This is a genomic window from Colwellia sp. BRX8-7, from assembly GCF_014077275.1.
GTDB lineage: Bacteria > Pseudomonadota > Gammaproteobacteria > Enterobacterales > Alteromonadaceae > Colwellia_A.
In genome coordinates, this window is the sequence record NZ_JACGVP010000013.1 from 94,878 (window position 1) to 108,631 (window position 13,754).

Sequence of the window (13,754 nt, forward strand, 5' to 3'; positions counted from 1 at the left end):
AAGAACTTTTGTTTATACCGCTGCTGCACCAGCACAGATTTCACCCAATTCTTGAGTAATACTTGCTTGACGCGCTTTGTTATATACCAATTGTAAATCATCAATTAAGTCACCCGCATTATCTGTTGCAGCTTTCATTGCAACCATACGAGCAGCTTGTTCACAGGCGAGATTTTCAACCACACCTTGATATACTTGCGATTCCGTATAACGAACGAGCAGTTTTTCAAGTAAAACTTGAGCATCAGGTTCGTATAAATAATCCCAGCTGTGCTTAAATGCGTCATCATCTGACTTAGGCAAAGGTAAAAGTTGATCGATTGTTGGTTTTTGCGTCATGGTATTAACAAATTTGTTATATACAATGAACAATCTATCTATTTCACCACTATCATAGGCATTCAACATCACCTTAACACTACCAATTAAATCAGTTAGTGAAGGATTGTCACCTAATCCAGACTTCTGCGACACTATTTTAGCACCGATATTGTTAAAAAATGACGTAGCTTTAGAACCCACTATGGCAAATTCAACATCGGCGCCCGCTGTTTGGTGTGTACCCGCATCAACAAGTACCTTTTTAAATAAATTAATATTTAAACCACCACACAAACCACGGTCTGTTGAGACAACGATATAACCTACACGCTTGACTTCACGTTCAACCATATATGGATGACGAAATTCTAAATTACCAAGTGCGACGCGACCGATCACATCTCGCATATTCTCAGCGTATGGACGAGATGCAGCCATGTTATCTTGCGCTTTGCGCATTTTACTAGCTGCAACCATTTCCATTGCGCTGGTGATCTTCTGTGTATTTTTTACACTTCCAATCTTTGATTTAATCTCTTTACCACCAGCCATGACTATTCTCCAAAAAGGTGAACTAAATTACCAAGTTTGAGTAGCTTTAAAAGCTTCAATTGCTTTCGCTAAACCAGACTCGATATCTTTGTTATAGTCGCCTTTTTCATTGATAGTAGCCATCAACTCAGCGTGATCATTGTTTACGTAAGTGCGTAATGCATCTTCAAAATCAACCACTTTAGCGATTTCAACATCGTTTAAGTAACCTTTTTCTGCAGCAAATAACGATACAGCTGTTTCAGCAATTGACAATGGACTGTATTGCTTTTGCTTCATCAGTTCAGTAACACGTTGTCCATGCTCTAATTGAGCACGAGTCGCGTCATCTAAATCTGAAGCAAATTGAGCAAATGCAGCTAATTCAGCATATTGTGCTAAGGCTAAACGTATACCACCACCTAACTTCTTGATGATTTTAGTTTGCGCAGCACCACCAACACGAGAAACAGAAATACCAGCGTTAACAGCAGGACGAATACCTGAGTTAAATAGGTTAGACTCTAAGAAAATCTGACCATCAGTAATTGATATTACGTTAGTTGGTACGAAAGCAGATACATCACCCGCTTGCGTTTCAATGATAGGTAAAGCTGTTAATGAACCCGTTTTACCTTTAACTGCACCGTTGGTAAACTTTTCTACGTATGCTTCGTTTACACGAGCAGCACGTTCAAGTAAACGACTATGAAGATAGAAAACGTCACCTGGGTAAGCTTCACGACCTGGTGGACGACGTAAAAGTAATGAAATTTGACGGTAAGCAACTGCTTGCTTAGACAAATCATCATATACGATTAATGCATCTTCACCACGATCTCGGAAGTATTCACCCATAGTACAGCCAGAATATGCTGACAAGTACTGTAGTGCGGCAGCTTCAGAAGCACCAGCAACAACAACGATAGTATTGTCTAACGCGCCGTGTTCTTCTAAAGAACGTACTAAGTTAGCAACTGTAGAAGCCTTTTGGCCTATTGCTACATATACACACTTAATACCAGTATCTTTTTGGTTAATAATGGCATCTAAAGCGATGGCAGACTTACCAATTTGACGGTCACCAATGATAAGTTCACGTTGGCCACGGCCAATTGGAATCATTGAATCAATTGATTTAATACCTGTTTGTACAGGTTGATCAACAGATTTACGTTCGATAACACCTGGTGCTAAAACTTCAACAGGAGAAAAACCATCATTTTCAATAGGTCCTTTACCGTCAATAGGCTCACCCAAAGTGTTAACCACTCGACCTAATAAACCACGACCTACTGGTACTTCTAAAATACGACCAGTACTTTTAACTTTTACGCCTTCAGCTAAGTCAGCGTATGGACCCATAACTACCGCACCGACCGAATCACGGTCAAGGTTTAACGCGATAGCAAAACGGCTACCAGGAAGTTCGATCATTTCACCTTGCATTACATCAGCAAGGCCATGTATACGAATAATACCATCAGTTACAGAAACGATAGTACCTTCGTTGCGAGCTTCGCTGACAACGTCAAACTGTTCAATACGATTTTTGATCAGTTCGGCGATTTCAGTGGAATTCAGTTGCATGCTCTTTTCCCTTATTCTAGGATTGTAAAATTGTTGCTAAACGGCTCAATTTACCTTGTATAGAGCCATCAATTACCATGTCATCAGCTTTAATAATTAAACCTGAAATAATAGTCGCATCGACAATACAATTAAGCTTTACTTTTCGAGCCAAACGCTTTACAAGCGCGGCGCTAAGTGTTGTTTTTTGCTCTGCTGTAATTTCTACAGCTGAGGTTACATCCACAGTAACTTCTTGCTCAAATTCAGCTTTAAGTGCTAAAAATTGCGTCAAAACATGTGGTAGCACCAACAAGCGTTCGTTTTCTGCCATTATTTTCAAGAAATTTTGGCCTTGACTGTCTATTTGCTCGCCACAAACACTTAAAAAAAGTGCTTGTGCCTGCTCGACTGAAGCACCACCAGAAAGAACCCCTTTAATGGTTTCATCTTTGGCAACTTCAGCAGCAAAGGTCAGCTGTGATAACCAGCTATCAATAGCCTTTGCTTCAACAGCAAAATCGAACGCTGCTTTAGCGTAAGGACGAGCGACAGTTGTCAATTCAGACATAGCTCTATTCCCTCTTAAAGTTCAGCGACGAATTTATCTAAGATGTCACTATGTGTGGCGGCATCAATAGAACGTTCAAGAATCTTCTCGGCACCGGCGACAGCAAGAATAGCAAATTGTTTGCGCAATTCTTCTTTAACACGGTTACGTTCAGTTTCGATTTCTGTGTGACCTGTAGCTAAGATTTTTTCTTTCTCAGCTTGAGCTTTTACTGCAGCTTCTTCAACTATTTGCGTTTCACGTTTTTTCGCTGCTTCGATAATTTCGGCAGCTTGTGACTTAGCTTCTCTAAGTTGAGCAGTAGCTTTTTCTTGAGCAAGCTCAAGATCATTTGCAGCACGGTCTGAAGCAGCAAGTCCATCAGCGATCTTTTTCTGGCGAGCTTCAATAGCATCGTTCAATGGTGGCCATACATATTTCATGCAGAACCAAACAAAAACAACGAATGCTATTAATTCACCAATTAGAGTGGCGTTTAAATTCACAACCGCTCCTCCTTAATAGTAAGCTGTTCAAATAATGAAATTAAAGTACAAACAATAATACCATCGCGATACCAACACCGATCATAGCAACGGCATCGATTAAACCAGCTAAAATAAACATTTTCACTTGTAGTGAAGGAGCTAGTTCTGGTTGACGTGCACACGCTTCCAAGAATTTACCACCCATGTTACCAAAGCCAATTGCAGTACCAATAGCACCAAAACCGATTAGTAAAGCAACTGCGATAAACTTAATCGCTTCAGGCATTGTTAATATTTGTTCCATTTTTTTCTCCAAAGTTTTAATTGTAAAGTTAAAGTTAAAGTTAAAGTTAAGGTTAAAGGTTAAAAATTAATGATTATCAGAACTCGCCATACTTAAGTAAACGATTGTTAGCATCATAAAGACGAATGCTTGCAATACGATAACTAATATATGGAATACAGCCCAGACAAAGTGCAATGGAAGCTGCATCAAACCAACAGCGCCAATTAAGATGAATATTAATTCACCTGCATATAAGTTACCAAACAAACGTAGTGCTAACGAAAATGGCTTAGCAACAAGAGCAATGGTTTCAAGTAATAAATTACAAGGGATCAAAAATACCATCGCTAACTTGTTTTTGGTGTTGAACGGGTGCAAGGTTAATTCTTTAACAAAGCCGCCAAGACCTTTTATTTTTATTGAATAAAAAATCATCAATAAAAACACACCAAGTGCTAGTGCAGCTGTTAAATTAATATCTGTTGTTGGTACAACTTTCATGTAGACATCGTGACTGTCCATGCCGAAAGCAGTTTCACCGACAAAACCAGCAAATGCAGGTAAGAAATCAACTGGAATTAAGTCCATTAAGTTCATTAAAAAGACCCAAACAAATATCGTTAAGGCTAATGGTGCAATTAATGTACTTTTTCCTTGGAACGTTTTATTAACGTTGTCACCGACAAACTCGACAACCATTTCAATAAAACATTGAAATTTATCAGGAACACCTACAGTAGCTCCTTTAGCAGCTTTGCGAAAAGTCCACAAAAACAGCATACCTAGGCCAATTGACCATGCTAGTGTATCTATATGCCATGTCCAAAACCCACTGTCACTACATGCTTTATTAAATGCTAAACCAGTATCGGTTGTACACATTTTTGCATTAGTTAAATGGTGTTGGATATGGCTTGATAAGGTGACTTCTTCTGCCATTTTATTATCCCAAAAGTTAAAGTTTATAAATCTTTATCGCCAGTGAATTAACGTTCAGTTAAAAAAACTGGCAGTAGTAATGTTAAAAACACCACCACACAATATGTGCTTAAAAATATTAAGGGTGAAATCACTAAAAATTTAAATACTAGCGCGAATAATAACGCTGTATATAGCATTTTTAATTTTACGCCGGTATAAAAAGATTCCATAACCTTTCTTGAGGCATTTGCACCTGCATACTTAAATGCTTTATAAGCGAAAATAATATTAGGAACTATCACCACTACTCCACCTACAAGTAAAGAGTAAGCGTATAAGAGTCCCCAATTGAAATATGTTATTACCGCGCATATAACGACCAACATTGTCATTATACCGATTTGTCTCGACGCTAATTTTCGACCAGGCGTAGTTAATAAATTTTGATAACCTTTCGCCACTGCGGTCTCCAACGTAATGCTTCGTAGTCATAGTATTTTTTAAAGTTAATACTTTAACTTTAAAAAAGTCGTCGCAAGTATACTTAATTACAGCACTAATGCAACAAAATAGGGCGCTGATTGCCCCAATATGTACAAAATTTAACACTAAATTTAGAAAGCTTTAATCGAAAATGAAAACGTTACCTTTGAATGACATAACTAAAGATAAAATAGTTAAATAAAACTTATTTTTTATCATGGTTAATGGGTAATAAACAATATTTTTTATTATTACCCGTTAACTACCTTAAATATAATATGCGCGTAATCTAATAAGAGTTGAAGCGAGAAATAATACTATCAAGCTCAGATAGGTCGCTGTAAGAGATAACCAATTTTCCTTTACCTTTTTTGTTATGAGCAATTGTCACCTGTGAACCAAATCTTTCTGATAAATTTTGCTCTAAACTTTTAGTATCTGGGTCTTTTTCTTTTTCTTCAATCACCTTCTCTGGTGCTTGTATCTTTTTAATTAACGCTTCTGTTTCACGAACGGTTAAATCTTTAGCAACAACAGTTCTAGCCGCATTACTTTGTATGTCTTTTTCTAATGCTAGTAACGCACGTGCATGTCCCATTTCTATATCACCGTGTTCTAGCAATGTCTTAACGTCTTCGTTGAGATTATTTAAACGCAGTAGATTAGAAACAGTCGTTCTAGATTTACCCACCGCATTGGCTACTTCTTGGTGCGTTAACTCAAATTCTGTTAATAAACGCTCTAATGCAATAGCTTCTTCCATGGCATTAAGATCTTCACGCTGAATGTTTTCAATTAAGGCAATAGCGATTGCAGCTTCATCGGGTACATTTTTAATTAAACAAGGAACCTTGTCCATTTTAGCTAATTGCGCGGCTCGCCATCGACGCTCACCAGCAATTATTTCATAATTGTTTTCACTAATATTTCGAACAACAATTGGCTGTATAATTCCTTGAGAAAGAATAGAATTTGATAAATCTTCTAAAGCCTCAGCCGACATATCTTTTCGGGGTTGGTATTTACCCTGTTGTAATTGCTCTATGGGTAAATATTGTAATTCACTGTCTTGATTAGAAGATAAATTACGTTGAGTCGCATCATCAGTTTCTTTATTTGATGTTAATAATGCATCAAGGCCACGACCTAGGCCTCTACGTTTTGCTGGACTCATAATTTTCCTTCGGGTTTATCTAAATAGTTAATCAATTGTTTTTTTCAGGTTTTTGTTTTTTTGTTCTGCTTTACGTAATATTTCACCGGCAAGTGCTAAATACGCTTTTGCACCAGTTGATGACTTATCGTAATACATTACTGGTGAGCCAAAACTGGGTGCTTCAGCTAAACGGACATTACGTGGAATTACGGTTCGGTAAACTTTATCACCAAAATGACGTTTCAATTGTTCTGAGACATCATTAGCTAATCGGTTACGGGGGTCGTACATCGTTCGCAAAATGCCTTCTATGTGTAAGTCAGCATTCACTACAGATGTTAACTGCGAAACTGTGTCCATAAGTGCTGTTAAGCCTTCTAATGCATAGTATTCACATTGCATGGGCACCAACACCGAATCAGCAGCAGTCATGGCGTTCACTGTCAACATATTCAATGAAGGAGGGCAGTCAATTATAATATAATCATATTGATCGCGAATAGGGGCTAAGGCATTTTTTAGACGATGTTCTCGAGAATACACTTGCATTAATTTGATTTCAGCAGCAGTAACATCAGTGTTGGCGGCAATTAAATCATATAAACCTGACGTTTCTCGACATACCACTTCTTCGAAAGACTTTTGTTCAACAAGTAATTCATAGCATGTTGCGTGTACTTCATACTTATCGATTCCACTGCCCATAGTGGCATTGCCTTGAGGGTCTAAATCAATTAATAATATTTTTCGTTTGGTTGCTGCTAGTGAGGCAGCTAAATTAACAGATGTTGTTGTTTTACCAACCCCACCTTTTTGGTTAGCAACCGCAATGATTTTTCCCACAATGACCTCGAAAGTATTTTATTATATTATTATTTTTTTTAGTTTAATAACATGGCGTTCGCCTTGTAAATTAGGCACGATTATTTCGCTACTGTCTACAAACTTTATATGTTCTGGTAATTGTTCTATTTCTTCGCGGGGAAATTGACCTTTTAGTGCATAAAATCGCCCCGTTTCATCCGCAATCAGATGTTGACACCAATTGACCATATCTTCAAGTGATGCAAATGCTCGACTTAACACTCCATCAAAGAGTTCATCAGGTTGATATTTTTCAACCCTGGATAACACTGGTGTGACATTCTTGAGCTTTAGTTGAAAAACCACTTGTCGTAAGAAAGTGATTCTTTTACCTAAACTGTCCAATAAAACAAAATTTCTTTCAGGGTATAAAATAGCTAACGGAATACCTGGTAAACCTGGTCCTGTTCCTACATCAATAAATGATTGACCTTTTAACTCTTTGCCTACCATTAGGCTATCCATTATATGTTTAACCAACATATCACTGGTATTACGGACAGATGTTAGGTTATAAGCCTTATTCCATTTATCTAACAATTCAACATATTGAATTAATAAATCTATTTGTGCTTCATCGAGTGTTAATTCGCTTTTATCAATGAGTAATGTTAGTTCAGTTTTAAGTGTCATTTTTTTTTCGCGTTTTAATAATTTTAATTAGGCAATCTTACGTAACAAACCATGCTTTTTAAGATAAACCAATAATAGCGATATCGCTGCTGGTGTAATACCGGATATACGTGATGCTTTGCCAATTGTTTCAGGTCGTGAATCACTTAATTTTGCCACAACTTCATTTGATAAACCCGATATTTGGGTAAAATCAAAATCTAGTGGGATCAGCGTATTTTCGTGTCGTTTCTTTTTTGATATTTCATCAAGTTGTCTATCAATATAACCTGCATATTTAATTTGAATTTCAACTTGCTCTGCAGCTTGTTTATTAGTAATTGCCGGTCCTAAACCTTCTATTTTCATTAAATCATCGTAACGAACTTCAGGGCGTCTGATCAGATCTTCTAAACTATTTTCTCGACTGATATCGGCTTTAAGTAGCTCATTGATTTGATCTACGCCAGAGTGATCTTTTTGGATCCAGGTTGTTTTTAAGCGTTGACGCTCTAGTTCAACCATCTCTATTTTTTCGTTAAAGGCTTTCCAGCGAGCTTCATCAACTAAGCCCAGTTTATAACCTTTTTCTGTTAATCTGATATCAGCGTTATCTTCGCGTAACAATAATCGGTATTCAGCACGTGAAGTAAACATACGGTAAGGTTCTTTAGTGCCTAGCGTCGCTAAGTCATCAACCAATACGCCCATGTAAGCTTCATCGCGGCCTAAAATAAGTTCTTCTTTTCCTTGTACTCGAGCTGCAGCATTCGTCGCCGCTAATAGCCCTTGAGCTCCAGCTTCTTCATAACCTGTCGTACCGTTAATTTGTCCAGCAAAATATAAATTTTCAACAAATTTACTTTCAAGGGTTTGTTTCAAATCGCGAGGATCAAAGTAATCATATTCAATTGCGTAGCCCGGTCGAGTGATATGAGCGTTTTCAAAACCTTTGATTGAACGTACTAATGCCATTTGAACATCGAAAGGCAAACTTGTTGATATACCGTTAGGATATATTTCATGGGTTGTTAACCCTTCAGGTTCAACAAATATTTGATGCGAATCTTTATCTGCAAAGCGAGTTATTTTATCTTCTATTGAAGGACAATATCTTGGTCCAACGCCTTCAATAACGCCAGTGTACATTGGCGATCTATCGAGACCATTTCTAATAATATCATGGGTATTACTGTTGGTATGGGTAATGTAACAAGGTACTTGAGCTGGATGATCATCTCTTGATCCCATAAATGAAAATACCGGTCGAGGATCATCGCCTGGTTGTTGCTCCATTTTAGAAAAATCTAAGCTGCGTGCATCTAAACGAGGTGGGGTACCTGTTTTTAAACGATCCATTCGAAATGGCATATCACGTAAATTTTTTGCTAAATTTACACTGGCAGGATCTCCTGCTCGACCACCTTGGTAATTATTCAAACCAATATGAATTTGTCCTGCTAAAAATGTGCCAACGGTTAAAACAACTGACTTCGCTTTAAATTTCAATCCCATTTGTGTAGATACACCGACAATTCTATTATTTTCTAGAATAAGATCGTCACAAGGTTGTTGAAAAATAGTAAGATTTTCTTGATTTTCTAAATGACTTCTAACATACGAGCGATATAAAATTCGATCAGCCTGTGCTCGTGTAGCACGAACGGCAGGGCCTTTACTGGCATTTAATGTTCTAAATTGAATTGCAGCATGGTCTGTAGCCGTAGCCATTAATCCGCCTAAGGCATCAATTTCTTTAACAAGATGTCCTTTGCCAATTCCGCCAATGGCTGGATTACATGACATTTGACCTAAGGTGTCGATGTTATGCGTTAACAATAATGTTTTACAACCCATACGTGCTGCTGCAAGACATGCTTCAGTTCCGGCATGACCACCACCCACTACGATTACGTCATAAGATTCTTGGTACCACATAAATTTCAGGCCTTGATTAAACGTTAAAAATATTTTTATGAATAATTTGTTATTCAAAAATTAGGGAACGTATTTTAGCGCTTTTTTGCGATGAGGGGAATGATCAAATGACTAAAAAGATCTGAGTGTGATCCTTCTTATAATATATAAGATCTTTAAAGAGATCTTATTACTATTACTTATTAGTAAAGCCATTTTCTGTTGATAAGTCCTTTTTCCTTATAGATAACAGTTCATTAGTACGATCATAACACTGTGATCAAACTTTGATCAAAGGGTTTTAAACCTATGATCAAAATGGCTAGTTATCCACAAGCTAAATAAATTAGAATTCTATACACTGAATAATAATAAGAAATTAATAGCTTTTACCCAGACTTATCCACAGGTGGTTGTTGTAGGGGACAGTTTTGTTGATAACTTATGAGTAAGATCTTTATAAAAGATCTTTATTATTTTCTAACCAACGTTGAGCAAGATCCTCTGGATCTATTTCCTCATTCATATCTAAGGTTTTGATCACGACTATTTCAGTGCAACCCCTTGATAATAATAACCTTTGAAAATCTTTAGCTGCTTTACAAAAGGTGTCATAATTTGAATCACCCAAACCTATGATCATAAATTTAACTGGGGATAGATCTATAGTACTATTTTTAAGATCTTCAACAAATTTTTGAATGTTGTCAGGAAAGTCTCCAGCACCATGAGTCGATGTACAAATTAGCCAAGTTTGATTATCGGCTATTATTTGTTCAAAATCGGGCTGCAAGTGAAGAGTTGTTTGGTGATTTAGTGCCAATAATGTCTCTTCACAGGCTTCAGCAACATACTCAGATCCACCTAACATACTGCCAACAATGATTTGAAATGAGCTCATTTTGTCCCTTTTTTCTTAAATTTAAAGTGGTATTTAGCGTTATTTTCCGATACAAAAAGACGAAAATATCTCTGTTAATAAGTCGTCATTGGTAAATTCACCGGTTATTTTATTGAGTTCTATCTGACATAAACGTAACTCTTCAGCAAGAATTTCTCCTGCGACATAAGATTCAAGCTGTTCTAAGCCAATAATTAAATGATGGTGAGCTTGTTCTAATGCGGCTAAATGTCGTCTCCTTGCCATAAATCCTCCTTCGGTACTGCCCTGATAGCCCATAATACTTTTTAAATGGTCTTTGAGCTCTGCTATGCCATCACCATTTTTTGCCGATAAGGTTACCGTAGGAATATCATTAGTCGCCGATAAACCGGTCGCTATGCCCTTAATATCTGCTTTGTTTTTAATAATGCTTAAACCAATATTTTTGGGAAGTTTGGCAAAAAACTCTGGCCATAATTTCTGTGGATCATCATTATTATCATCACAAGCATCGATCATAAGAAGCACTCTATCTGCTTGATTTATTTCCTGCCAAGCGCGTTCAATACCAATTTGCTCTACTTGATCGTTACTTTCACGTAGGCCGGCCGTATCAATAATATGCAGTGGCATACCATCGATGTGTATCTGCTCTGTAAGGACGTCTCGTGTTGTTCCTGCTATATCTGTGACAATAGCTGCTTCACGTCCACTTAATGCATTTAATAAGCTTGATTTACCGGCATTAGGTCGTCCAGCGATAACTACGCGCATTCCTTCACGAATAATACTGCCCTGATGGGCTTGGCTTTGAACCTTTTCTACCTGACTTATGATTTTTTTCAGATCGCCAACAACTTTTTCATCAGCAAGAAAGTCTATTTCTTCTTCAGGAAAATCAATTGCGGCTTCAACATACATTCTTAAATGAATAGTACTTTCGACAAGTTGATTAACAAGCTTAGAAAAATCACCCTGTAGTGAATGTAATGCACAACGAGCCGCTTGCTCTGAACTCGAGTTGATTAAATCAGCGATGGCCTCAGCTTGTGTTAAATCTAATTTGTCATTAATAAATGCCTGCTCACTAAATTCACCGGGTTTTGCCATACGTACTTTAGGTAGTGCTAAAATTTCTTTTAACAGCATATCTAAAATCACGGGTCCACCATGTCCTTGCAATTCAAGGACATCTTCACCAGTAAACGAGTGGGGCGCTTTAAAATATAAGGCAATGCCTTGATCGAGCGTTTGCTGGTTAGCATCGTTAAAGGGCAAATACTCAGCTTTTCTAATTTCAGGTATCTTGCCTAAAATAGCCTGAGCAACACTCTTAACTTCAGGTCCAGATATTCTGATAATACCCACGCCACCTCTACCAGGTGCAGTAGCTTGTGCGGCAATGGTTTCTTTTTGATATAAAATTTCGGTCATAATCATTTCCTAGATAATAGCTCAGCTATTATAAACATTTTTTACTGGAAATAAAAAAGGCGACCTAATAGGCCGCCTTTAATAATTTTACGCTGTAGAAATTAATCTTTAGCTTTGGCTAGTTTAGCTTTTTCAATACCACTGAAAATAATTTTCATTTGAGCAATTGAAATCATGTTACTGACAAACCAGTAAAGTACTAAACCTGATGGGAACCAAGCCATAAATACGGAGAATGCGACTGGCATGTATTGCATTATTTTCTGTTGCATTGGATCTTGTATCGTCATCGGTTGCATTTTTTGCATAACGAACATACTTACACCCATAAATACCGGTAATATAAAGTAAGGGTCCATAGTAGAAAGATCTTCTATCCAGAAAAAGAACGGTGCATGTCGTAGTTCAACACTTTCTAAAAATACCCAATACAATGCCAAGAATATTGGCATTTGAATGATCATTGGTAAACAACCACCGGCTGGGTTCACTTTTTCTTTTTTGTACATTTCCATGGTAGCTTGTGACATTTTCTGACGGTCATCACCAAAGCGTTCTTTTAACTGTGCCATTTTAGGCGCAAGTTCACGCATCTTAGCCATTGAGGTGTATTGTGCTTTTGTTAATGGATACATAGCACCCTTAACGACTAAGGTAATTACAATAATCGCAATACCCCAGTTAGTAACTAAAGACTGAATTTGAAGTAATAACCAAAATAGTGGCTTACTGATCATGAATAAAAAGCCGTAATCTATAGTCAACCCTAAGTTTGGCGCTATCTCATCAAGCTTATATTGATCCTTAGGACCAACATAAAAAATAGCTGAGGTTGTCGCTTGGCTATTTGGTTGAATAGTCACAGATGGTGACTTAAACCCAATAACTGCTTCATTGTTAGCAGAATAACTTGAATAAATATTGTTATCGGCAGTTAGACTCGGTACCCATGCGGAAACAAAATAATGCTCAAGCATTGCAACCCATCCACCAGCAGTAGCTACATTTAATCTTTTTTCTTCAATGTCACCAAAATCGTATTTTTCATAGCGATCTTCAGTTGTCGAATAGGCTGCACCACGATACGTAGGCATTAATGAACTGCCACTTTCTACTAAAGTAGACTGTTTTAGTTGTCCGTACATTTGAACGGTAGCAGCGGTAGTTGCTGTGTTGTTTATAATATATTCAACATTTACGCTGTAGTCTGATTTTGTAAATGTAAAACGCTTTGTTACGTTTAAGCCATTTTCAGCAGTATATTGTAAATCAACGATTAATGGATCATCGCCTTCTAACTGGTAGTTTTTGCTACTCGTTTGGTAAATAGGACGTCCGGACACTTTATCTATGCCTTGCGCGCCTATTAAACCACTTTGTGCTATGTATTTACGGCTACCGTTTTGCAAAACGGTAAAAGGAATATCGTTTCCTTGTTCGGTATTAAATTTGACTAATTTCGCATCAATGATATCACCACCGCTAGTCGCAATTTTTACTATTAACACGTCAGTATTAATTGTAATGACTTGTTCTTTTGCTTTAGTAGGCGCTGACATTGGCATTGCTGAGCTTGATGATTCAGGAACAAAATCTCCATTGCCGGTAGCAATTTGATCAGATGTTTGAGTCATTGTTGTTTGAGCTACTACGGGTGCATTATCTTTTTGGTATTCAGTGAATAGCAAATAAGTAACAACCATAAGCGCAATAAAAAGAAAACTGCGTTGAGATTCCAT

Annotated in this window: 14 protein-coding genes; all 14 read right to left on the reverse strand. The window is 37.3% G+C overall.

The genetic code is table 11. The annotated features are described in order from the left end of the window. Positions 1-12: 12 nt before the first annotated feature. Positions 13-873 (reverse strand): F0F1 ATP synthase subunit gamma, encoded by an 861-nt coding sequence (gene atpG, locus H4J57_RS13775; RefSeq protein WP_070375311.1) that lies wholly within the window; start codon positions 871-873, stop codon positions 13-15. A gap of 27 nt (positions 874-900) precedes the next feature. Further along, a complete protein-coding gene (atpA, locus tag H4J57_RS13780) occupies positions 901-2,442 on the reverse strand; it encodes a F0F1 ATP synthase subunit alpha (RefSeq protein WP_070375310.1) in 1,542 nt (513 codons plus the stop codon). 16 nt (positions 2,443-2,458) lie between these two features. Beyond that, positions 2,459-2,992 carry a F0F1 ATP synthase subunit delta gene (gene atpH / locus H4J57_RS13785; protein WP_070375309.1) on the reverse strand — a complete coding sequence of 178 codons (534 nt, stop codon included), beginning with the start codon at positions 2,990-2,992 and terminating at the stop codon, positions 2,459-2,461. A 14-nt stretch (positions 2,993-3,006) separates the two neighbouring features. Next, the gene (gene atpF, locus H4J57_RS13790) at positions 3,007-3,477 is read right to left on the reverse strand and encodes a F0F1 ATP synthase subunit B (protein ID WP_070375308.1); all 471 of its coding nucleotides are present in this window, start codon (positions 3,475-3,477) and stop codon (positions 3,007-3,009) included. 40 nt (positions 3,478-3,517) lie between these two features. Next, on the reverse strand, positions 3,518-3,745 hold the full coding sequence (atpE, locus tag H4J57_RS13795; protein ID WP_086745850.1) for a F0F1 ATP synthase subunit C: 228 nt from the start codon (positions 3,743-3,745) through the stop codon (positions 3,518-3,520). Positions 3,746-3,829: 84 nt separating this feature from the next. Then, positions 3,830-4,684: a F0F1 ATP synthase subunit A gene (gene atpB, locus H4J57_RS13800; RefSeq protein ID WP_182175911.1), complete on the reverse strand. Its 855-nt coding sequence runs from the start codon at positions 4,682-4,684 to the stop codon at positions 3,830-3,832. 47 nt (positions 4,685-4,731) lie between these two features. Further along, positions 4,732-5,127: an ATP synthase subunit I gene (locus H4J57_RS13805; protein WP_182217504.1), complete on the reverse strand. Its 396-nt coding sequence runs from the start codon at positions 5,125-5,127 to the stop codon at positions 4,732-4,734. A gap of 311 nt (positions 5,128-5,438) precedes the next feature. Next, on the reverse strand, positions 5,439-6,323 hold the full coding sequence (locus tag H4J57_RS13810; RefSeq protein WP_182217502.1) for a ParB/RepB/Spo0J family partition protein: 885 nt from the start codon (positions 6,321-6,323) through the stop codon (positions 5,439-5,441). A 27-nt stretch (positions 6,324-6,350) separates the two neighbouring features. Further along, a complete protein-coding gene (locus H4J57_RS13815; protein WP_182243336.1) occupies positions 6,351-7,148 on the reverse strand; it encodes a ParA family protein in 798 nt (265 codons plus the stop codon). Between the two features lie 21 nt (positions 7,149-7,169). Beyond that, entirely contained in the window at positions 7,170-7,802 is a 633-nt protein-coding gene (gene rsmG / locus H4J57_RS13820; RefSeq protein WP_182222561.1) for a 16S rRNA (guanine(527)-N(7))-methyltransferase RsmG, read from the reverse strand. A gap of 27 nt (positions 7,803-7,829) precedes the next feature. Beyond that, positions 7,830-9,719, reverse strand: coding sequence for a tRNA uridine-5-carboxymethylaminomethyl(34) synthesis enzyme MnmG (mnmG, locus tag H4J57_RS13825; RefSeq protein WP_182243338.1), 1,890 nt, complete (start codon positions 9,717-9,719; stop codon positions 7,830-7,832). A 436-nt stretch (positions 9,720-10,155) separates the two neighbouring features. Next, positions 10,156-10,599, reverse strand: coding sequence for a flavodoxin domain-containing protein (locus H4J57_RS13830; protein ID WP_182243340.1), 444 nt, complete (start codon positions 10,597-10,599; stop codon positions 10,156-10,158). Positions 10,600-10,638: 39 nt separating this feature from the next. Next, entirely contained in the window at positions 10,639-12,015 is a 1,377-nt protein-coding gene (mnmE, locus tag H4J57_RS13835; protein ID WP_182230301.1) for a tRNA uridine-5-carboxymethylaminomethyl(34) synthesis GTPase MnmE, read from the reverse strand. Positions 12,016-12,116: 101 nt separating this feature from the next. Next, positions 12,117-13,754, reverse strand: a complete 1,638-nt coding sequence (yidC, locus tag H4J57_RS13840; RefSeq protein ID WP_182222564.1) for a membrane protein insertase YidC — start codon at positions 13,752-13,754, stop codon at positions 12,117-12,119.